The 20,244-nt window shown below is 55.2% G+C and carries 20 protein-coding genes and 2 tRNA genes; 13 read left to right on the forward strand and 9 right to left on the reverse strand.

Annotated elements, in window-relative coordinates:
• The first annotated feature begins 6 nt into the window (after nt 1–6).
• The 3 genes from rpmA (at nt 7) to cgtA (ending at nt 2,542) form a co-directional block, all read left to right on the forward strand.
• Nucleotides 7–264 carry a 50S ribosomal protein L27 gene (rpmA, locus tag ACZ3HG_RS07870; RefSeq protein WP_013204035.1) on the forward strand — a complete coding sequence of 86 codons (258 nt, stop codon included), beginning with the start codon at nt 7–9 and terminating at the stop codon, nt 262–264.
• A 113-nt stretch (nt 265–377) separates the two neighbouring features.
• Nucleotides 378–1,364, forward strand: a complete 987-nt coding sequence (locus ACZ3HG_RS07875; RefSeq protein ID WP_191935068.1) for an EamA family transporter — start codon at nt 378–380, stop codon at nt 1,362–1,364.
• Nucleotides 1,361–2,542, forward strand: a complete 1,182-nt coding sequence (cgtA, locus tag ACZ3HG_RS07880; RefSeq protein WP_191935020.1) for an Obg family GTPase CgtA — start codon at nt 1,361–1,363, stop codon at nt 2,540–2,542. The genes ACZ3HG_RS07875 and cgtA overlap by 4 nt, the downstream gene beginning before the upstream one ends.
• A gap of 58 nt (nt 2,543–2,600) precedes the next feature.
• On the opposite strand, the gene ACZ3HG_RS07885 is transcribed toward cgtA, so the two are convergent.
• From ACZ3HG_RS07885 to dacB, 8 genes are all read right to left on the reverse strand, one after another.
• Nucleotides 2,601–3,038, reverse strand: coding sequence for a hotdog fold thioesterase (locus ACZ3HG_RS07885; protein WP_191935021.1), 438 nt, complete (start codon nt 3,036–3,038; stop codon nt 2,601–2,603).
• Nucleotides 3,013–3,771, reverse strand: a complete 759-nt coding sequence (gene dhbA / locus ACZ3HG_RS07890) for a 2,3-dihydro-2,3-dihydroxybenzoate dehydrogenase (RefSeq protein ID WP_465332633.1) — start codon at nt 3,769–3,771, stop codon at nt 3,013–3,015. Before dhbA ends, ACZ3HG_RS07885 begins: the two co-directional genes overlap by 26 nt.
• Nucleotides 3,771–4,625: an isochorismatase family protein gene (locus ACZ3HG_RS07895; protein ID WP_465332634.1), complete on the reverse strand. Its 855-nt coding sequence runs from the start codon at nt 4,623–4,625 to the stop codon at nt 3,771–3,773. Before ACZ3HG_RS07895 ends, dhbA begins: the two co-directional genes overlap by 1 nt.
• Before the next feature lie 18 nt (nt 4,626–4,643).
• Nucleotides 4,644–6,257, reverse strand: coding sequence for a (2,3-dihydroxybenzoyl)adenylate synthase (locus ACZ3HG_RS07900; protein WP_191937064.1), 1,614 nt, complete (start codon nt 6,255–6,257; stop codon nt 4,644–4,646).
• Between the two features lie 11 nt (nt 6,258–6,268).
• Entirely contained in the window at nt 6,269–7,444 is a 1,176-nt protein-coding gene (locus ACZ3HG_RS07905; RefSeq protein WP_191935025.1) for an isochorismate synthase, read from the reverse strand.
• 252 nt (nt 7,445–7,696) lie between these two features.
• On the reverse strand, nt 7,697–8,752 hold the full coding sequence (gene pmrB, locus ACZ3HG_RS07910) for a two-component system sensor histidine kinase PmrB (RefSeq protein ID WP_191935026.1): 1,056 nt from the start codon (nt 8,750–8,752) through the stop codon (nt 7,697–7,699).
• Nucleotides 8,749–9,411, reverse strand: coding sequence for a two-component system response regulator PmrA (gene pmrA, locus ACZ3HG_RS07915; protein WP_191935027.1), 663 nt, complete (start codon nt 9,409–9,411; stop codon nt 8,749–8,751). The genes pmrB and pmrA overlap by 4 nt, the downstream gene beginning before the upstream one ends.
• Nucleotides 9,412–9,415: 4 nt before the next feature.
• Nucleotides 9,416–10,849, reverse strand: coding sequence for a serine-type D-Ala-D-Ala carboxypeptidase (gene dacB, locus ACZ3HG_RS07920; RefSeq protein WP_191935069.1), 1,434 nt, complete (start codon nt 10,847–10,849; stop codon nt 9,416–9,418).
• Nucleotides 10,850–11,098: 249 nt separating this feature from the next.
• On the opposite strand from dacB, the gene greA reads away from it, so the two are divergent.
• Nucleotides 11,099–11,581 carry a transcription elongation factor GreA gene (gene greA, locus ACZ3HG_RS07925; protein WP_062744462.1) on the forward strand — a complete coding sequence of 161 codons (483 nt, stop codon included), beginning with the start codon at nt 11,099–11,101 and terminating at the stop codon, nt 11,579–11,581.
• Between the two features lie 154 nt (nt 11,582–11,735).
• Here greA and yhbY read toward each other — a convergent pair whose 3' ends face one another.
• The gene (yhbY, locus tag ACZ3HG_RS07930) at nt 11,736–12,029 is read right to left on the reverse strand and encodes a ribosome assembly RNA-binding protein YhbY (RefSeq protein ID WP_062744461.1); all 294 of its coding nucleotides are present in this window, start codon (nt 12,027–12,029) and stop codon (nt 11,736–11,738) included.
• A 128-nt stretch (nt 12,030–12,157) separates the two neighbouring features.
• Between yhbY and rlmE the strand changes: the two genes are divergently transcribed.
• The 9 genes from rlmE to nusA all read left to right on the forward strand — a co-directional run bounded on the left by rlmE (nt 12,158) and on the right by nusA (nt 20,228).
• Nucleotides 12,158–12,787, forward strand: coding sequence for a 23S rRNA (uridine(2552)-2'-O)-methyltransferase RlmE (rlmE, locus tag ACZ3HG_RS07935; RefSeq protein ID WP_191935028.1), 630 nt, complete (start codon nt 12,158–12,160; stop codon nt 12,785–12,787).
• A gap of 114 nt (nt 12,788–12,901) precedes the next feature.
• A complete protein-coding gene (ftsH, locus tag ACZ3HG_RS07940; protein ID WP_191935029.1) occupies nt 12,902–14,836 on the forward strand; it encodes an ATP-dependent zinc metalloprotease FtsH in 1,935 nt (644 codons plus the stop codon).
• 85 nt (nt 14,837–14,921) lie between these two features.
• The gene (folP, locus tag ACZ3HG_RS07945) at nt 14,922–15,761 is read left to right on the forward strand and encodes a dihydropteroate synthase (RefSeq protein WP_191935030.1); all 840 of its coding nucleotides are present in this window, start codon (nt 14,922–14,924) and stop codon (nt 15,759–15,761) included.
• 1 nt (nt 15,762) lies between these two features.
• On the forward strand, nt 15,763–17,097 hold the full coding sequence (gene glmM / locus ACZ3HG_RS07950; protein WP_191935031.1) for a phosphoglucosamine mutase: 1,335 nt from the start codon (nt 15,763–15,765) through the stop codon (nt 17,095–17,097).
• Nucleotides 17,098–17,418: 321 nt separating this feature from the next.
• Complete coding sequence (secG, locus tag ACZ3HG_RS07955; protein ID WP_191935032.1) at nt 17,419–17,751, forward strand: preprotein translocase subunit SecG; 333 nt, start codon at nt 17,419–17,421, stop codon at nt 17,749–17,751.
• Between the two features lie 73 nt (nt 17,752–17,824).
• Nucleotides 17,825–17,911, forward strand: a tRNA-Leu gene (locus ACZ3HG_RS07960).
• A gap of 48 nt (nt 17,912–17,959) precedes the next feature.
• Nucleotides 17,960–18,036, forward strand: a tRNA-Met gene (locus ACZ3HG_RS07965).
• A 209-nt stretch (nt 18,037–18,245) separates the two neighbouring features.
• On the forward strand, nt 18,246–18,698 hold the full coding sequence (gene rimP, locus ACZ3HG_RS07970) for a ribosome maturation factor RimP (protein WP_048914488.1): 453 nt from the start codon (nt 18,246–18,248) through the stop codon (nt 18,696–18,698).
• Nucleotides 18,699–18,722: 24 nt separating this feature from the next.
• The gene (nusA, locus tag ACZ3HG_RS07975) at nt 18,723–20,228 is read left to right on the forward strand and encodes a transcription termination factor NusA (protein ID WP_465332635.1); all 1,506 of its coding nucleotides are present in this window, start codon (nt 18,723–18,725) and stop codon (nt 20,226–20,228) included.
• The last annotated feature ends 16 nt before the right edge of the window (nt 20,229–20,244 follow it).

Below are 20,244 nucleotides of genomic sequence, written 5' to 3' on the forward strand. Positions count from 1 at the left end.
TGACAAATGGCACATAAGAAAGCTGGTGGCTCGACCCGTAACGGTCGCGACTCCAATGCAAAACGTCTGGGCGTAAAACGTTTCGGCGGCGAATCTGTACTGGCTGGTAGCATCATCGTTCGTCAGCGTGGCACTAAATTCCACGCGGGCACCAACGTAGGCTGCGGTCGTGACCACACCCTGTTTGCTACGGCAAACGGCAAGGTCCAATTCGAAGTTAAAGGCCCGAACAACCGTAAGTACATCAGCATCGTTGCTGAGTAATTAGGTTTTCGTGCCGCGGAACGGCTTTCAGGCCGTTCACTGCTGCGAAAAGAAAAGCCCCGCACTAGACTGCGGGGCTTTTTACATTCTGTCAGGGAACACTGATGTTAGCGATCAAACAGCAGGCAGGAATGGGCATTGCGCTGGCGCTGGTGACCGCTATGAGCTGGGGCTCATTACCGATTGCCATGAAAATGGTGCTACAGGTGATGGACCCATTCACCGTCGTGTTTTATCGTTTTTCCTTTGCAGCCTTAGGCCTGGGCACGATCCTTGCCCTGAAGCGACAGCTGCCGCCGCGTGATTTCTTTCGGCATCCGCGCTGGCTGGTGTGGGTGGTGGTTGCTACCGCCGGACTGGTGGGTAACTTCGTGTTGTTTGGTTCTTCGTTGCAGTACCTCAGCCCTACGGCCTCTCAGGTGATTGCCCAACTGGCACCGCCAGGCATGATGCTGGCCAGCGTCTTTATCCTGAAGGAGAAAATGCGCGGCAGCCAGGTGATTGGCGTGGCCATGCTACTCTGCGGACTGGTGATGTTTTTTAATACCAGCCTGGCAGAGATCTTTACCCGCCTGACCGATTACACCTGGGGTGTGATCCTTGGCGTCAGTGCGGCGCTGGTCTGGGTCATCTATGGGGTGACGCAAAAAATATTACTGCGTCGACTGGGTTCGCAGCAAATCCTGTTTTTGCTGTACACTTTATGTGCAGTGACGTTATTGCCTTTGGCTCATCTTGAACTGATAGGGCAATTAGATAGCTGGCAACTGGGCTGTCTGATTTTTTGTGTGCTCAATACCCTCGTGGGGTATGGCGCACTGGCGGAAGCCTACGCACGCTGGCAGGCGGCGCAGGTCAGCGCAATTGTGACGCTGACGCCATTGTTTACCCTGCTGTTTTCAGAATTTTTATCGCTTGGCTGGCCCGACTTTTTTGCGATTCCGCAGCTCAATACCTTAGGGTTTGTCGGCGCAGTGGTTGTGGTGTCAGGCGCCATGTTTTCCGCAATTGGTCATCGCTTATGGCCACGGCGGAGCAATCCCGTACCGGTGCCATCTGCATCGGGCCACGGGCGTATGAGTGACGGAGAAGTAAAATGAAGTTTGTTGATGAAGCGACGATCCTGGTAGTGGCTGGCGATGGCGGCAATGGCTGCGTGAGCTTCCGTCGTGAGAAATATATTCCACGCGGTGGCCCGGACGGCGGTGATGGCGGTGATGGCGGCGATGTGTATATGCAGGCTGATGAAAACCTCAATACCCTGATCGATTACCGCTTTGAAAAATCTTTCCGTGCGGAACGCGGGCAGAACGGCCAGAGCCGTGATTGCACCGGTAAGCGTGGTATTGATATCGTGGTCAAGGTGCCTGTCGGCACGCGTATTATTGACCAGGGCACCGGTGAAACTCTCGGCGATATGACACATCATCAGCAGAAGATGATGGTTGCCAAAGGCGGCTGGCACGGTCTGGGTAACACCCGTTTCAAGTCATCCGTAAACCGCACCCCTCGCCAGAAAACCATGGGGACGCCGGGCGAAAAGCGCGATCTGCAGCTGGAGCTGATGCTACTGGCCGATGTCGGTATGCTCGGTCTGCCTAATGCCGGTAAATCGACCTTTATCCGTGCGGTTTCCGCGGCCAAGCCAAAAGTGGCTGACTATCCGTTTACTACCCTGGTGCCCAGCCTTGGCGTAGTGCGTATGGACAGTGAGCAGAGCTTCGTCGTGGCCGATATTCCAGGATTGATTGAAGGCGCTTCGGACGGTGCCGGTCTGGGGATCCGCTTCCTGAAGCACCTTGAGCGCTGCCGTGTGCTGCTGCACACCATTGACCTTGCTCCGATTGATGAAAGCGATCCGATTGAGAACGCGCGCATTATCCTGGGTGAACTGGAAAAATACAGCGATAAGCTGTTCCAGAAGCCACGCTGGCTGGTATTCAATAAGGTTGATCTGCTGGATCAGGAAGAGGCGGAAGCGCGGGCTAAAGCGATTGCTGACGCCTTAGGCTGGACGGAGAAATATTATCTGATCTCGGCGGCTAACCGCTCTGGCGTCAACGCGCTGTGCTGGGACCTGATGTCCTTTATCAATGCCAACCCGAAAGAAGCCGAACTGGAAGCGAAACAGCCAGAGAAAGTGGAATTCATGTGGGACGACTATCACCGTCAGCAGCTGGAAGAGACACAGCCTGAAGTTGAAGACGAAGATGATGATTGGGATGACGACTGGGACGAAGACGACGAAGAAGGTGTCGAAACGGTCTATCAGCGTTAACCGACGCGAAAAAAACGGGACGCCTCTGGCGTCCCGTTTTGCTTTCCGGCAGGCCGGTTCAGCCAATAATAGCGGTGGTGAGCCGGGCCATACAGCACAACTGATCCTGACCGTTAACGATCTCAATCTGCCACACCTGATTCAGGCTGCCGCGATGCAGCGCGCGGCAGACACCGCGAACCGTTCCGCTGTAGACCGCGCGCAGATGGCTGGCACTGACTTCAATCCCTACCACGTTCTGACCCGGCTGCGAACAGAGCCATCCCGCCATGGAGCCCAGGGACTCCGCCAGCGCCACAGAAGCACCGCCGTGCAGCAGTCCAAAAGGCTGCTGTGTCCGGGCATCCATCGGCATGGTGGCTTCAAGCCAGTCCGCTTCCAGGCGGGTAAAGACCATTCCCAGACCAGCAATAAGAGTACCTTCAGCCATCTTATTCAGTTCTGCCAGGCTGCTTTGCCGTTTCCACATATCAGGCACCGAGGGTCGCTCCGCCATCGACGACAATATCCTGCATCACGATATGGCTGGCGCTGTCCGATGCGAGGAACAGCACCGTACTGGCAATCTCCTGTGGCTGAGCGATTTTCTGCAACGGAATGCCCAGTTTGTACTGCTCGGGGTAGCCGGCAATCATCTGCTGTTCGTCTTCCGGCGTATGCCACAGGCTCCGCTGCATCGCGGTGTCTGTTGAACCTGGTGATACGATATTACAACGTACGCCAAACGGAGCCATTTCCAGCCCGACGGTGAGGCAGAGACTGCGCAGGGCAGCCTTCGATGCGCCGTAGGCTGACATTCCGATACGTGGAGCATGGGCAGCATTAGAGGCGATGGTCACAATTGCCCCGGCACGCTGCTGACGGAACCGTGGCAGCGTTTGCTGGAACAGGTTAAACGCACCGCCAGCGTTGACCGCCAGGCATGCCTGCCAGTCTTCCACCGCGAGTTCTTCGGTGGTGCCGGTGCGTAAAATGCCCGCGGCATTCACCAGCACATCCAGGTGCGGCGTTTCCGCCAGCAGGCGTTGGCAAACCTCTTCCACCTGCCCGGCATCAGCAACGTCGACAAGGGCGCAGCGGAACGGGTAATCGCCGGACGCAAACTGCCGATCCAAACCCACCACGGAGGCACCCGCAGCAACAAACGCCAGTGCAGTGTGATAACCAATCCCCTGGCCTGCACCGGTGACCCATACCTGCCTGCCGCTGAAGTCAAAGCTGCATGACATTACGCACTCTCCCGTGAAAGCAGTGCCCACCAGCCGTCAATCGTGGGGTTCTTTGCCAGCGCGATAAAATCGATATCGCTGTGCGCCTGGCGCCAGCGGGCAGCCAGGGCCATCATGCGTACGGAATCCAGTCCGTAGTCCACCAGATTTTCACCGTCTTCAATGCCTTCGCTGTCCTCATCCAGCAGCGGTATCACCACAGCGCGTAGTTGTGCTTTGCTTTGTGGCAGTGGCAGCAGGGTTTCTGTCATGACGACGCGGCCGCTGCGGCCAGCGGTGTAGGTAAGCGACATCATGTGCTCTTCGCGGCTAAAGTCAGCCAGGGCATCGGCCACCATAAATGGCTTGATGTTGCGCATAAACGCATCCGTAGCGGTAGTGAGACAGCCGATATGTGCATACACACCGCAAATAATCAGCTGATCGCGTCCGCTTTCATGGAGGATCGACTCCAGGGGGGAGCGATGGAACGCGCTGTAGCGCCATTTGACCAGCACCTGGTCATCGTCATCCGGTGCCAGGGCTGCTACCACTCTCTGCTGTTCAGGATGTCTGTTCAGTCCCGGTCCCCACATATCATTCAGCAGAGCGCGATCTTCGGCACTTTGTTCGTTCGGTTGTGCGGTGTAGAAAACCGGGATCCCCTGAGATTTGCAGTATTCACGCAGACGGGCGATGTTGGCCACCACCTGCTCGATCAGAGGGCTGCCTTCGCCCCAGAAATTGAGGAAATATTCCTGCATATCGTGGATCAACAGTGCGGCGCGCGCTGGCTCAAATGCCCAGTTGACCTTGTTAGTCGGCAGTTCGGCTGCGGTTGGCAGCGCGTAAGAATGTAGCGTTGGGATCGCCATGATGTCTCTCCTGAAAAGTTATCCGTTTTGCTGAGTGGCCAGTTGCTGGCGCAGGCGTTTTTTGTCGACTTTCCCCACCGGGGTCAGCGGCAATGCCTCTACGCACTCAATACGATCCGGCAGTTTAAATTCGGCCACACCCAGCTCGCGCAGGTGACGTCGCAGTACCACCGGCTTAAGCGCACGGCGTGCGACAATAAAGGCGCAGCTTTTTTCACCCATCAGACTGTCTTCCATCGACACCAGGGCCGCATGGATCACATCTTCGTGGCGCAGCAGCAGATTTTCGACCTCCTCCGCGGCGATCTTCTCGCCCCCCCGGTTGATCTGATCTTTCTCACGGCCCTGCACGGTTATGTAGCCATCTTCGGCGATAGCAATCAGATCGCCGGAGCAGTAGAAGCCCTGCGCATCAAAACTGGCGGCATTATGTTCCGGGCTGTTGTAGTAACCCCGGAAGGTATAGGGACCACGCGTCATCAGACGGCCGGTTACCCCTGGGGGCAGCGGGTGCCCCTGTTCATCGGCAACCCAGACTTCATCATCGTCAGAAATGGGGCGGCCCTGTGTGGTGAGAATATGCGACAAGTCATCATCAAGGCGGGTGTAGTTGACCAGACCTTCCGCCATACCAAAGACCTGCTGTAGCTGGCAGCCGATGTCCGTCTGAATGCGTGCCGCCAGCGATTCGCTGAGTCTTGCCCCGCCTACCTGTAGCAGGGTGAGTGAGGCCAGCGCCTGGTTACTGCCCCACTCCTGAATCGCCTGTAACCACAGGCTGACGGCCGGTGGCACCAGCGCGGCGACGTTGACCTGATGCTGTTCAATCAGCGGAAAGCAGAGGCTGGCGCTGGGATCGTTCGCCATCACCACGCAGCCGCCAGCGTAAAACACGCCGAGGGAGCCTGGCGAACTCAGGGCATAGTTGTGCGCAGCGGGCAGGGCATTCAGGTAACGCGTCTGTTCACTGAACTGACAAATTTCGACGCTGCCCCGGATGCTGTAGTAATAATCATTGTGGGTACGTGGGATCAGCTTCGGCGTACCGGTGCTGCCGCCCGACAGCTGGAAGAAGGCAACTTCATCGGCGGCAGACGGGCAGGGAGTGAAGTCCCCGGTCCCCTCGTCAATCATGCCTGACAGTGACAGCGCAGCACTGTTATCGTTGTGCATCGCTATCACCTTCAGTGCCGGAATCTCCTGCTGAAGCTGAGTCAGATACGCATCGCTGGCAAACAGGCTGTGCTGCCGGTCGGCAATCAGCAGGGCGGGCTGGATCTGCAGCGCATAGGCGCTCAGTTCATTGCGCTGATGGCTGAACAGCGCATTCACCGGGGCGACACCCATTTTCAACAGGGCGAAAAACGTCACATAGAATTCAGCAACATTACCCAGTTGTACCAGCGCCGTGTCGCCGCACCGCAGGCCGCGGCGCTGTAACGACGCGGCCAGCCGATCTGACTGCTGAGCCAGATCCTGATAGCGGAAGCGGCGTGCGCCATCAATAACAGCAATGTCGCTGCTGTTGGCATGGCGTTGCAGGATGTCCGTGAGCGGCAGATCCAGCCAGTAGCCTTTAGTACGATATCGGGCGGCCAGGTCCTCCGGCCAGCGAGTATAAGAAATTGTCATGACAGCACTCTTTAGTTAAGGCCAAATGCCCGTAGCATGGTGTTCAGTTTGACACCGGTTTCCCGCCATTCCGATTCCGGGCAGGAGGCCGGCACAATACCGGCTCCGGCAAACAGGCGAACGCGATTGCCGTTGACCTTTCCGCAGCGGATGGTGACGACCCATTCGCCGTTACCCTGCTCATCGCACCAGCCGACAATACCGCCAAACAGGCCACGATTGAACGGCTCCAGTTCGGCAATCAGTTGCTGCGCAGTGGCGTGGGGGAAGCCGCTCAGGGCCGGCGTCGGATGCAGCAGGCAAGCCAGCGAAAGTGCGGTATCGGCTTTATCCCTTGCTTCGCCTTCAATTGCCGTCCCCAGATGCCAGAGCGTTGAGGTGGTCAGCAGTTCGGGCGTGGACGGCAGCACGAGGTGGGCGCTACGCGGCTGTAACACATCGCGCATGGCATCGGTCACCAGCTGATGCTCGTAGCGATCCTTAACCGAGGCCATCAGCTGCTCACCTGCAAGACGGTCTTTTTGCGGATCGCTGTCGCGACGGGCAGAACCGGCCAGGGGATGGGTGTAATAGCGGCTGTGGTGCTTGCGCAGCAGCAGCTCAGGGCTGGCACCGAGCAGGGAGCCCCCTTCCGGCAGCGGAACGTGGAAGTTATAGCTTCCCGGGTTCTGCGTCATCAGTCGCGTCATCAGGTTGGCAATGTCTACCTTTTCCGCAGTGACAATCTCCATCAGTCGGGACAGCACCACTTTATCCAGCTGCTGTGCGCCAGTCGCGGCAACGGCCTGGCTGACCATCTGCATAAACGCCGGCTGCGCTGGCAGGGCAGTACGACGAACCACCTCAGGTAACGGGCTTTTTGGCGCACCCATTTGCTGCAGAAAGGCGTTGCTATCGAAGTACTGGCTGGATTCCGGGATAAACAGCGAAGAGGGCTGGCTGGGATCAAAAGGGATGGCCCCGACGACGATCGGCTTTTCAATTCCCTGACGTTTCGCCTCAAGGAATCGCTGGCGGATTTCCTGCTGGAATACACCTTCCAGCGCCTCTCCCCCGAAAGCCGGGGTGGTGACGGTCGTAAAGCAGCCCTGTGCGGCCAGACTGCGCCAGGGAGACATAAAGAAAAAGCCACTGGCGGCGGCCTGTGAGGCAAACTTCAGCGTGCTGTGTGACGTTAACGATTCCATCGGGCATCCTCATTTAAATGATAAACGTAGTAATAACTATTATCATTTGCTTTCAGAGCCAGTAAGCTACGTCGATTAACACAGAGTGTCAATAAAGGTAAATTAATTTAGTTATCGTAAGGAATTTTTTACACAGGTAGCGTTATGTGCCGCTATGACTGAGTTTATCAGCGGAATGACCGGAAGAACGATCCCACACAAAAGGTAAGCATGACTGATTGGATCAGGCAGAATGGCGTCAGGGCAGGGCAGCTAATCGAGATGAGCGGGCAACCAGCAGCCTGCGTTAAGGCCGCTGCGGTCGCTGCGGTTGGTCAGGCTGAGGTGACCATGATGAATTTGCACAATACGCTGGACGATATTCAGCCCCAGCCCACTGCCACCGTAGCGCTGGTCCATCCGCCGGAAGGCTTTAATCGCCTCATTCACCGCACCGGCATCAATCCCGGAGCCCTCATCGCGGACGGTGGCCCGGCTGCCTGATTCATGATCTTCGAGCAGTAGCGTCACCGTGCTGCCTGCGGGGCTGTAGCGTGAGGCATTTTCCAGCAGGTTACGCAGCATCAGCCTGAGAAGTACGGCATCGCCCTGAACCGTACGCGTGGTGGTGGTGGTGATGGTCAGGGTCTGCTGCCGCAGCGCCAAAAGTTCATCCATTTCCTGCCGCAGAGGATCGATGATCTGGTGCCAGCTCAGCGTCTGATAATGGCCGCTGGCCAACGCTTGCCCCGCACGGGACAGCATCAGCAGTTGTTCAATGACATGCATCAGCTGGTCGATGCGCTCAACCAGCATCGGTCCCTGTTTAACCCCTTCCTGCTCCAGCAGCTCAAGGTGCAGGCGCAGGCCTGCCAGCGGCGTTCTCAGCTCGTGTGCGGCATCGGCGGTGAACAGGCGCTCCTGCTGCAGGGTGTGGTCCAGACGGCCCAGAAGCTGGTTCAGCGCCCCGGTGACGGCAACGATTTCATCCATCTCTGAATGTAGTGGCAGAGGAGAAAGATTGTCAGCAGAACGGGCGACCAGGCTTTTTTGCAGAGAGCGCAGCGGGCGGATAATCCAGCTGATGGCCCAGAAAGAGAGCAACAGGGTAAAGCAGACCATCACCAGCGACGGTAGCAGCAGCGAGGCAATCGCCTCCCGGATTTCATTTTCAACGTGGTCATTACGCGCGTGGGCAGAAAGCGTTTCATTGACCAGGAAGCTGATCTGCTCTCGGCTTTCGTGCCAGAGCCAGAAGGCACTCATCAGCTGACAGCTGAGAAGGATCAGCGCCAGCATCATCAGTAAACGCCGACGCATACTGTTCATTCGCGCTCTTCCAGCCGGTAACCCACGCCCCGCACGGTTTTAATGCGATCTTTCCCTAACTTACGGCGCAGGTTGTGAATATGCACTTCAAGCGTGTTAGAGCCATTATCATCCTGCCAGCTGTAAAGATCCTGCTGCAGGGTTTCCCGGTGTACGGTTTGCCCGATGCGCATCAGCAGGCGGGTCAGCAGGGAAAACTCTTTCGGTGTGACCTCAACGGGGTGGCCATCAACCACCACCTGCTGGGAAGAGAGGTTCAGCGCAATATCGCCGTGCTGTAGCAGGTTGTCGCTTCGGCCCTGATAACGGCGGATCAGCGCGCGGGCACGGGCCTTAAGCTCCACCAGGGCAAAGGGTTTAATCAGATAGTCGTCTGCGCCGGCATCCAGGCCCTCAACGCGATCGGATAGGGCATCGCGTGCCGTCAGGATCAGGACCGGCAGGTCGACATGCTCCTTGCGCCACTGCCGCAGCAGGTCGGTACCATCACGGTCCGGCAGACCGAGATCCAGCACGATGAGACTGTACTGACCGCTGTACACATACGCCACGGCCTGGGCGGCGTTGACAGCGCAATCCACAGCGTAACCCTCGCCCGTAAGGGCAAGGGTTAATCCCTGTTGGAGCAGCATATCGTCTTCAACGATCAGTATTTTCATTAGCTCAGTTGTTCTGATAAATGTCTTTGTACAGACGGCTTTCGAAGCGGACCAGCGGGATACGGCGCTGGCGCTGATCCTCCGGTGGCACGGCATAACCAGACAGGAACTGCACAAACGCGACGCGCTGGCCGCTGGCTGTGGTCATAAAGCCTGCGAGGTTATATACCCCCTGCAGAGAACCTGTCTTAGCCGACACTTTACCATCGACGCCCGCTTCGTGCAGGCCACCGCGATAGCGTAATGTTCCGTCGTAACCGGCCAGCGGTAGCATGGAAATGTAATTCAGCTGGGCATCATTCTGCGCGATATATTGCAGCACCTGCATCATGGTCGCCGGTGAGATCAAATCGTGACGTGACAGGCCCGAACCGTCAACCTGAATACTGTTGCCCATATCGATATTTGCCTTCTGACGCAGGATCTGACGCACGGCATCCGACCCTGCACGCCACGTTCCCGGCACGCCAAAGCGTTCATGGCCAATGGTGCGGAAGACGGTGTCAGCGATCATGTTGTCCGACTTCTTCAGCATAATCTTAAGCAGATCGTGCAGCGGTGCGGACTGCGCTTCGGCCAGCACGGTTCCGGGTTGGGTCACCAGCGTCTGTCGGACCAGATGACCAGTATAATCAATCCCGGCATTCTGCAGCTCGGCTTTCAGGATCGCACCGGCATAGCTGGCCCCATCCTGAATGGCAAAGGCCAGCGGTAAGGGTTCAGCTCGCTGTGTCAGGCAGCCGGTAAGCGTAAAGCGATTCAGCTCTCCTGGCACCACGTCCAGTTCACAGTATTGTGCATCTGGAGAACCCTTAGCCAGCGTGCGCACTTCGCTGAACATATTGACCGGATACCACGATGCTACGCGAATAAAGGCTTTATCGCCTGGCGTCGGAGCGCTGTACAGTGAAATGGAAAAGCAGTTACGGTCAACAATGGCCGCGCCCGGTGGGGCACTGAAGCATTGTGTCATATCATTCCACGGCCAGCCCGGCGCTTTGTCGTGGCTGGCAAACACCGAGGTATCAATCACCAGGTTGCCATCAATATGTTCAACGCCTTGTTTTTTCAGCGCACTGACCATATTTCGCAGATCCTGCCTGGTCAGCGTAGGATCGCCGCCAAATCGGGCGACCAGGTCACCGCGCAGCGTATTACCGCTGAGGCTGCCCTTCGTTTCCAGCTGCGTATGGAACCGGTAATCCGGGCCAAGCTGGAGCAGGGCAGCGAGCGCGGTGATCACCTTCATGGTACTGGCCGGTAAGGCCATCTGTTGGCTGTGATAGTCGATCGATGGCGTGGTAGCGCCAATCTTCTGCACAACCAGCGCAAGGTTCGCACCATCGGGAAGATATTGAGTATAGTCTTCCACAGGCGCAGCCTGCGCTTGCAGCATAAATGCGCAGGTAAAGCCGGTAACAATTCGTGAAAATCGCATAATCTCGCGGTAACTGACAGGTGATGCTGTCATACTACGGTGCATTGCGGTGCAAAGTAAACGATGACCCCCAGTGAACTCTGGGGTAAAATACGTATCAAATTGCAAAATCGATCCTGGCCTGGAGCTTGCTCCGGGTCAGGCTTCTTTCGTTTCAAATCAGTAGTAAGCGCCGCAGGACGCCTTTTCTGCATGCCACCCGTCAGGATGACGACACTTTGAACAGGACAGATTTTAAGAGGTATTGAGATGAACCAGATTCCGATGACGTTAAGGGGCGCGGAAAAACTGCGCGAAGAGCTCGAAGAGCTGAAAACCGTTAAACGCCCCAGAATTATTGCCTCAATTGCTGATGCGCGTGAACACGGCGATTTGAAAGAAAATGCCGAGTATCACGCTGCCCGTGAAGAGCAGGGGTTCTGTGAAGGCCGCATTCAGGAAATTGAAGCTAAACTGTCTAATGCGCAGGTGATTGATGTCACCAAAATGGCGGGCAATGCGAATGGCCGCGTTATTTTTGGTGCCACGGTGACCGTGCTGAATGTCGATACAGATGAAGAGTCAACCTACCGTATCGTGGGGGATGACGAAGCCAACTTTAAACAGAATCTGATTTCTGTAAATTCACCGATGGCGCGTGGCCTGGTGGGTAAAGTGGCGGATGACGTTGCCATTATTAAAACCCCGGGTGGCGACGTGGAATATGAAATCATAAAAGTGGAATATCTCTGATTTCTTGCCTGCCAAAATATCCGGTGTATTGCTGAATGTTTTGTAAAGATAAGAAAAAGGCCGCTGTGCGGCCTTTTATCAGAGTCAGGAGCATGGCACTTTCTCCCGTCCTGAGCTTAAGATGGGCAGATCGGTTCGAAAACCGATCGACTTATCAACGCGGAATGGCGATCTTGCGTTCCTTCGTTGGACGGTACAGCACCAGCGTCTTGCCGATAACCTGCACATTAACTGCACGCGTTTCGCGCACGATGGCCTCGACCACCAGGGCTTTCGTCTCACGATCTTCTGTGGCGATTTTCACCTTGATAAGTTCATGGTGCTCAAGGGCTTGTTCGATCTCGGCCAGCACCCCTTCGGTCAAACCATTGTTGCCCAGCATAACAACGGGCTTCAGAGGATGGGCCAGGCCTTTCAGGTGCTGTTTTTGTTTGGTACTCAGATTCATCGTATTTTTTACTTACATTGGGATTGAAAACGGGTCATTCTACCGCCATCTCTGGTGTATCACCAAATCGGCAACGCTGATTTGCGCGGTTTATTTATCGCTTACGTTGAATCATAGTTGGAAATTGTATGACTGGTAAAAAGCGTTCGGCCAGTTCCAGCCGCTGGCTACAGGAACACTTTAGCGATAAATATGTGCTTCAGGCACAGAAAAAAGGGCTGCGTTCGCGCGCCTGGTTTAAACTTGACGAAATACAGCAAGGCGATAAGTTGTTCAAACCCGGCATGACCGTGGTTGACCTCGGCGCGGCTCCCGGCGGCTGGTCGCAATATGTTGTAACGCAGATTGGGTCAAAAGGTCGCGTCATCGCCTGTGATATCCTGCCGATGGATCCTATCGTCGGTGTCGATTTCCTGCAGGGCGACTTTCGTGATGAACTGGTACTGAAAGCCCTGCTGGAACGCGTAGGGGAGACCAAAGTTCAGGTTGTGATGTCAGATATGGCACCCAATATGACCGGTACACCTGCGGTGGATATTCCCCGTTCAATGTATTTATGTGAGCTTGCGTTAGCAATGTGCCGTGACGTTCTGGCACCTGGCGGCAGCTTTTTAGTGAAAGTGTTTCAGGGAGATGGCTTTGAAGAATACCTCCGGGAAATTCGCTCCCTGTTTACGAAAGTAAAAATTCGTAAGCCGGACGCTTCGCGCTCTCGATCGCGTGAAGTGTACATTGTAGCGACAGGGCGCAAACCTTAACCCGAATAACTGGAACGGCTGTCAGCACCTCAGCGGTTTCAAGTATGAAGGATATGGCGTACCCTACGCTGTCTGTTAACACAGTTGTAATATGAGGTTAATCCCTTGAGTGACATGGCGAAAAACCTGATTCTCTGGTTAGTCATCGCAGTCGTGCTGATGTCTGTATTCCAGAGCTTTGGGCCCAGCGAGTCGAATGGCCGTCGGGTTGATTATTCAACCTTCCTGTCGGAAGTGAACCAGGATCAGGTCCGCGAGGCACGTATTAACGGGCGTGAGATTAACGTAACCAAAAAAGACAGTAATCGATACACGACCTACATTCCCGTCAACGATCCCAAGTTGCTCGATAACCTGTTGACTAAAAATGTGAAAGTAGTGGGCGAACCACCAGAAGAGCCGAGCCTGCTGGCGTCGATCTTCATCTCCTGGTTCCCAATGCTCCTACTGATTGGTGTCTGGATCTTCTTTATGCGTCAGATGCAGGGCGGCGGCGGAAAGGGCGCGATGTCCTTCGGCAAGAGCAAGGCCCGCATGTTGACCGAAGATCAAATCAAAACCACCTTTGCTGACGTTGCCGGTTGTGACGAAGCAAAAGAAGAAGTTAGCGAGCTGGTGGAATACCTGCGTGAGCCAAGCCGCTTCCAGAAACTCGGCGGTAAAATTCCGAAAGGCGTACTGATGGTCGGTCCTCCGGGTACCGGTAAGACCTTGCTGGCGAAAGCAATTGCTGGCGAAGCAAAAGTACCTTTCTTTACCATTTCCGGTTCTGACTTCGTCGAAATGTTTGTTGGTGTGGGTGCATCCCGCGTCCGTGACATGTTTGAACAGGCTAAAAAAGCAGCGCCGTGCATTATCTTCATCGATGAAATCGATGCAGTAGGCCGTCAGCGCGGTGCCGGTTTAGGCGGAGGTCACGACGAACGTGAGCAGACCCTGAACCAGATGCTGGTTGAAATGGATGGCTTCGAAGGTAATGAAGGTATCATCGTCATTGCTGCGACTAACCGTCCTGACGTTCTTGACCCGGCTCTGCTGCGTCCAGGTCGCTTTGACCGTCAGGTGGTGGTTGGCCTGCCAGATGTGCGCGGACGTGAACAGATTCTGAAAGTCCATATGCGTCGTGTGCCACTGTCTACCGATATTGAAGCCGCCATCATTGCTCGTGGTACGCCTGGCTTCTCCGGTGCTGACCTGGCTAACCTGGTCAACGAAGCTGCCCTGTTTGCTGCCCGTGGCAACAAGCGCGTGGTATCGATGGTTGAGTTTGAAAAAGCCAAAGATAAAATCATGATGGGGGCAGAACGCCGCTCCATGGTGATGACCGAAGCGCAGAAAGAATCGACCGCTTATCACGAAGCAGGCCATGCGATTATCGGTCGCCTGGTGCCAGAACACGACCCGGTTCACAAAGTGACGATTATCCCACGTGGACGTGCACTGGGTGTGACCTTCTTCCTGCCTGAAGGTGATGCGATCAGCGCCAGCCGTCAGAAACTGGAAAGCCAGATTTCCACGCTGTACGGTGGCCGCCTGGCAGAAGAGATTATTTACGGTGTGGAACATGTTTCTACCGGCGCGTCTAACGACATCAAAGTCGCTACGTCGATTGCCCGCAACATGGTCACACAGTGGGGCTTCTCTGAGAAACTGGGTCCGTTGTTGTATGCAGAAGAAGAGGGTGAAGTTTTCCTGGGTCGTTCTGTTGCAAAAGCCAAGCATATGTCTGATGAAACCGCGCGTATCATCGACCAGGAAGTGAAGTCTCTGGTTGAAGTGAACTATAAACGTGCCCGCGTGATCCTCGGAGAAAATCTGGATATCCTTCACTCGATGAAAGATGCCCTGATGAAGTATGAAACGATTGATGCTCCACAGATCGACGACCTGATGGCACGTCGTGAAGTGCGTCCGCCAGCAGGCTGGACAGATCCGGGTAGCAGCAGTAATTCTGATAGCAATGGTACGCCGCAGGCACCGCGTCCGGTCGATGAACCGAATACGCCAAACCCAGGTAACACCATGTCAGAGCAGTTAGGCGACAAGTAATACGTTGCGCTGTAAACTGCAGTAACGATGAACCCCGGCGATGTCCGGGGTTTTTTTATACCTGATTTACCGGAGACCCGCTGTTATGAAGCTGTATGCCAGAGATTCTGTGCTCGACCTTTCGCATCCTCACGTTATGGGGATCCTGAATGTCACCCCTGACTCTTTCTCTGACGGCGGCAAGCATAACGAGTTAATCCAGGCACTGACGCACGCCAATGAGATGATTAACGCCGGGGCGACGATTATTGATGTGGGTGGCGAGTCAACGCGTCCCGGTGCAGTGGAAGTGAGCGTTGAGCAGGAGCTGGAGAGGGTTATCCCGGTGGTAGAAGCCATTGCGCAGCGTTTTGAGGTGTGGATTTCAGTCGATACGTCAAAACCGGAAGTGATCCGCGAATCCGCCCGCGTAGGCGCGCATATCATCAATGATATCCGTTCCCTGCAAGAGCCTGGTGCGCTGGCCGCTGCTGCGGAAACCGGCCTGCCGGTCTGCCTGATGCACATGCAGGGCGAGCCAAAGACCATGCAGCAGGCACCGCATTACGCGAACATTTTGCGCGATGTGGATAATTTTTTTGTGACGCAAATCGCCCGCTGCGAAGCCGCCGGGATCAAAAAATCGCAACTGCTGCTCGACCCGGGTTTCGGTTTCGGTAAGAATCTGTCCCACAATTATCAACTGCTGGCGCACCTGGGCGATTATCACCACTTTGGTCTGCCGCTGCTGGTCGGTATGTCACGTAAGAGTATGGTGGGCCAGCTCCTGAACGTGGGTCCATCGCACCGCCTGACGGGCAGTCTTGCCTGTGCGGTAATAGCCGCGATGCAGGGTGCCCATATTCTGCGCGTACACGATGTGAAAGAAACCGTAGAGGCGATGCGTGTCGTCGAAGCCACACAGTCTGCAAGGGAAGAAAAATAGAATGAGTGAACGTAAATATTTCGGTACAGACGGCATCCGCGGCAAAGTGGGTGAGTCCCCCATCACGCCTGATTTCGTGCTGAAGCTGGGTTTTGCCGCCGGTAAAGTGCTGGCGCGTCATGGTTCCAAAAAAATTATCATTGGCAAAGACACGCGTATTTCCGGCTATATGCTGGAGTCGGCGCTTGAAGCTGGTCTGGCGGCCGCCGGCCTGTCGGCGGCGTTCACCGGTCCGATGCCTACCCCTGCGATTGCTTACCTGACCCGCACGTTCCGTGCAGAGGCCGGTATTGTTATTTCTGCCTCGCACAATCCGTTTGATGATAATGGCATTAAATTCTTCTCTACCGAAGGCACTAAGCTGCCGGATGAAGTGGAGGAGGCGATTGAAGCGGAGATGGAAAAACCGATTACCTGCGTGGAGTCTGCTGAACTGGGCAGAGCCAGCCGCATCGTGGATGCCGCCGGGCGTTATATTGAGTTCTGCAAAGGCACCTTCCCCAGTGAACTGAGCCTGAACGGCCTGAAAATCGTGGTCGACTGTGCCAACGGTGCCACCTATCACATTGCGCCAAACGTGCTGCGTGAGCTGGGCGCGACGGTGATTGCTATCGGCGTACAGCCGGACGGCATGAATATCAATGAAGGGTGCGGGGCGACCGACCTGCGCCTGCTGCAGGAACGTGTTCTGGCGGAAAAGGCCGATGTGGGCCTGGCCTACGACGGTGACGGTGACCGCATCATGATGGTGGATCACCTTGGCCATAAAGTCGACGGCGACCAGATCCTCTATCTGATCGCCCGTGAAGGCCTGCGTCAGGGCCAGCTGCGCGGTGGTGTGGTGGGAACACTGATGAGTAACATGGGCCTGGAACTGGCGCTGAAACAGTTGGGTATTCCGTTTGCCCGGGCGAAAGTGGGCGACCGCTACGTGCTGGAAAAGTTGAAAGAGAAAGGCTGGCGACTGGGGGCTGAAAATTCCGGCCATGTGATCCTGCTGGATAAAACCACCACCGGCGACGGAATTGTGGCGGGACTGCAGGTGCTGACGGCGATGGTGCGCAACCATATGAGCCTGCATGACCTGTGCAGCGGGATGAAACTGCTGCCGCAGATTCTGGTCAACGTGCGCTTCAGCGGCACCCACGATCCGCTGGAAGATGCCACCGTGAAGGCCGTCACGGCAGACGTCGAAACCGAACTGAAAGGGCGCGGCCGCGTGCTGCTGCGTAAATCCGGTACGGAGCCGCTGATCCGCGTGATGGTGGAGGGGGAAGACGAAGCGCAGGTCACCGCCCTGGCGCACCGCATCGCCGACGCGGTAAAAGCGGTATAACCCTTTGCAGTAGCGCGAAATAAAACATCGGCCCAGGGCGGGTATAGGAAGTGTGGACGGCTTTTTTTCCGGTCGTCCATACTTTATTTTCGCGTATCCTTTCCCGGTGACGGGCTGAAAACAGGCTCAACCCGATAGTAAATTCACCATTTCGCTGATTTTTTCCTCACTCGGCGAGCGCACATAAAATTGCCCTTGCACGGGCGGACGCCTTTGGTTAGTATTCACACCCGCTTCATAGGCAGGTTGTGAACTGCTTATTAAGACTAACTGGCTTGATGCTTTTGATGTGCGTGTAACGCACCAGGAACAAGGTTGATTATGTACGAAGCTCTTTTAGTAGTTTTCCTTATTGTGGCAATCGGCCTTGTGGGTCTGATCATGCTTCAGCAAGGTAAAGGCGCTGATATGGGAGCATCATTTGGTGCAGGCGCTTCTGGTACGCTGTTCGGTTCTAACGGTTCTGGTAACTTCATGACCCGTATGACTGCAGTGCTGGCGACCCTGTTCTTCATTATCAGTCTGGTTCTGGGTAACATCAACAGCAACAAAACCCAGAAAGGAAGCGAGTGGGAAAACCTGACTCAGCCGGCACAGTCTCAACAGACTTCGCCTGCTAAACCGGCAGCGCCGGGCAGCGATATCCCGCAGTAAGCAGTACAGTACCTCAGCAGTACAAGCAGTAATGATTTCGACGCGACAGAAATAAAATAGTCGCCTCTTTAGTGCCGTGGTGGTGGAATTGGTAGACACGCTACCTTGAGGTGGTAGTGCCCGCATGGGCTTACGGGTTCAAGTCCCGTCCTCGGTACCAAATCTCAGTTGTGCTTGCAAATTCTGCAAGTTTTGCGTAGTATTCGGACGCGGGGTGGAGCAGCCTGGTAGCTCGTCGGGCTCATAACCCGAAGGTCGTCGGTTCAAATCCGGCCCCCGCAACCACTTTCCCTTAGAGTTCTTTTTCAAATAAACTGTATACATCACATGGGTATCTCAGTTGATTTTGAAAAAAATTCTCTTGGATTGTGCCGAGCCGCCGACGGCGGTGTACAGGGTCCAGTCGCACTAAGCCCCGATATTTCGGGGTTTTTTGTTATCAGGAAGCAGCATCACTGGGCTATAGGCCCTTTTTTTACGTCTTGGGGGTGGGATTGTCCACATTAGAGCAAAAATTAACAGAGCTGATCTCAGCACCGGTAGAAGCGCTAGGCTACGAACTGGTTGGTATTGAGTTTGTACGCGGTCGCACATCCACCTTGCGCATCTATATTGATAGTGAAGATGGCATCAATGTTGATGATTGCGCTGATGTGAGTCACCAGGTCAGTGCGGTATTCGACGTCGAAGACCCGATTACCGTGGCTTATAACCTCGAAGTTTCCTCGCCTGGTCTTGACCGCCCGATGTTTACCGCAGAACATTATGTACGTTTTACTGGCGAAGAAGTGAGCCTGGTGCTGCGTATGGCGGTCCAGAACCGTCGCAAATGGCAGGGTATCATTAAGTCTGTTGAAGGCGAGATGATTACTGTTGCCGTTGAGGGTAACGACGAAGTGTTCGCGCTGAGTAACATCCAGAAGGCGAACCTGGTTCCCCACTTTTAAAAGTCCGGATTGAGGCATACCAGGATGAACAAAGAAATCTTAGCTGTTGTAGAAGCGGTCTCTAATGAGAAGTCCCTCCCACGCGAGAAGATTTTCGAAGCGCTGGAGAGCGCGCTGGCCACAGCCACCAAGAAAAAATACGAGCAGGACATTGACGTTCGCGTCAGTATCGATCGCAAAAGTGGCGACTTCGATACCTTCCGTCGTTGGCTGATTGTGGACGAAGTGACGATGCCGACGCGTGAAATCACGCTGGAAGCCGCCGTCTACGAAGATGAATCACTGGGCCTAGGTGGCTTTGTTGAAGACCAGATCGAATCTGTCACCTTTGACCGTATTACCACGCAGACTGCCAAGCAGGTTATCGTACAGAAAGTTCGTGAAGCTGAGCGCGCGATGGTCGTCGATCAGTTCCGCGAGCAGGAAGGCGAAATCATCACCGGCGTGGTGAAGAAAGTAAACCGCGATAATATCTCGCTCGAAGTCCGACCAAACGATGGTTCTAATACCAACGCAGAAGCCGTGATCATTCGCGAAGATATGTTGCCGCGTGAAAACTTCCGTCCGGGTGACCGTATCCGTGGCGTGCTGTATGCTGTGCGCCCTGAAGCGCGTGGTGCTCAGCTGTTCGTCAGCCGTTCCAAACCGGAAATGCTGATCGAATTGTTCCGCATTGAAGTGCCGGAAATTGCCGAAGAAGTACTTGAAATTAAAGCCGCTGCGCGCGATCCAGGCTCCCGAGCCAAAATCGCTGTGAAAACCAACGACAAGCGTATCGACCCGGTCGGTGCTTGCGTAGGTATGCGTGGTGCGCGTGTTCAGGCGGTATCCAGTGAGCTGGGTGGCGAGCGTATTGATATCGTGCTGTGGGATGATAATCCTGCTCAGTTCGTGATCAACGCAATGGCCCCGGCGGATGTCGCCTCTATCGTGGTGGATGAAGATAATCACACCATGGATATCGCAGTAGAAGCCGGTAATCTGGCTCAGGCGATCGGCCGTAATGGCCAAAACGTGCGTCTGGCTTCACAGTTAAGTGGCTGGGAGCTAAACGTGATGACGGTCGACGACCTGCAGGCCAAGCATCAGGCTGAAGCTCATGCTGCCATCGACGTCTTTACCAAACATCTCGATATCGACGAAGACTTCGCTACCGTTCTGGTCGAAGAGGGCTTCTCTTCCCTGGAAGAGCTGGCTTATGTGCCGATTAACGAGCTGCTGGAAATCGACGGTCTTGATGAAGAGACAGTAGAAGCGTTGCGCGACCGAGCTAAAAACGCGTTAACCACCCTGGCACTGGCCAAGGAAGAGAGCCTCGGCGACAGCCAACCAGCGGAAGATTTACTGAACCTGGAAGGTCTGGAGCGCGAGATGGCCTACAAGCTGGCAGCTAAAGGCGTACGTACGCTGGAAGATCTTGCCGAGCAGGGTGTGGACGATCTGTCAGATATTGAGGGCCTGAACGATGAACGGGCTGGTGAGCTGATTATGGCTGCACGAAATATTTGTTGGTTCGGCGACGACGCGTAATAAACTGTAGCAGGAA

The organism is Erwinia sp. PME.40.26/001, assembly GCF_055556675.1.

Bases quoted from the DNA above. Each gene is read 5' to 3' on its own strand.
- rpmA (WP_013204035.1), top strand. From the start codon at position 7: ATGGCACATAAGAAAGCTGGTGGCTCGACCCGTAACGGTCGCGACTCC.
- cgtA (WP_191935020.1), top strand. From the start codon at position 1,361: ATGAAGTTTGTTGATGAAGCGACGATCCTGGTAGTGGCTGGCGATGGC.
- ACZ3HG_RS07885 (WP_191935021.1), bottom strand. From the start codon at position 3,038: ATGGCGGAGCGACCCTCGGTGCCTGATATGTGGAAACGGCAAAGCAGC.
- dhbA (WP_465332633.1), bottom strand. From the start codon at position 3,771: ATGTCATGCAGCTTTGACTTCAGCGGCAGGCAGGTATGGGTCACCGGT.
- ACZ3HG_RS07895 (WP_465332634.1), bottom strand. From the start codon at position 4,625: ATGGCGATCCCAACGCTACATTCTTACGCGCTGCCAACCGCAGCCGAA.
- ACZ3HG_RS07900 (WP_191937064.1), bottom strand. From the start codon at position 6,257: ATGACAATTTCTTATACTCGCTGGCCGGAGGACCTGGCCGCCCGATAT.
- ACZ3HG_RS07905 (WP_191935025.1), bottom strand. From the start codon at position 7,444: ATGGAATCGTTAACGTCACACAGCACGCTGAAGTTTGCCTCACAGGCC.
- pmrB (WP_191935026.1), bottom strand. From the start codon at position 8,752: ATGAACAGTATGCGTCGGCGTTTACTGATGATGCTGGCGCTGATCCTT.
- pmrA (WP_191935027.1), bottom strand. From the start codon at position 9,411: ATGAAAATACTGATCGTTGAAGACGATATGCTGCTCCAACAGGGATTA.
- dacB (WP_191935069.1), bottom strand. From the start codon at position 10,849: ATGCGATTTTCACGAATTGTTACCGGCTTTACCTGCGCATTTATGCTG.
- greA (WP_062744462.1), top strand. From the start codon at position 11,099: ATGAACCAGATTCCGATGACGTTAAGGGGCGCGGAAAAACTGCGCGAA.
- yhbY (WP_062744461.1), bottom strand. From the start codon at position 12,029: ATGAATCTGAGTACCAAACAAAAACAGCACCTGAAAGGCCTGGCCCAT.
- rlmE (WP_191935028.1), top strand. From the start codon at position 12,158: ATGACTGGTAAAAAGCGTTCGGCCAGTTCCAGCCGCTGGCTACAGGAA.
- ftsH (WP_191935029.1), top strand. From the start codon at position 12,902: ATGGCGAAAAACCTGATTCTCTGGTTAGTCATCGCAGTCGTGCTGATG.
- folP (WP_191935030.1), top strand. From the start codon at position 14,922: ATGAAGCTGTATGCCAGAGATTCTGTGCTCGACCTTTCGCATCCTCAC.
- glmM (WP_191935031.1), top strand. From the start codon at position 15,763: ATGAGTGAACGTAAATATTTCGGTACAGACGGCATCCGCGGCAAAGTG.
- secG (WP_191935032.1), top strand. From the start codon at position 17,419: ATGTACGAAGCTCTTTTAGTAGTTTTCCTTATTGTGGCAATCGGCCTT.
- nusA (WP_465332635.1), top strand. From the start codon at position 18,723: ATGAACAAAGAAATCTTAGCTGTTGTAGAAGCGGTCTCTAATGAGAAG.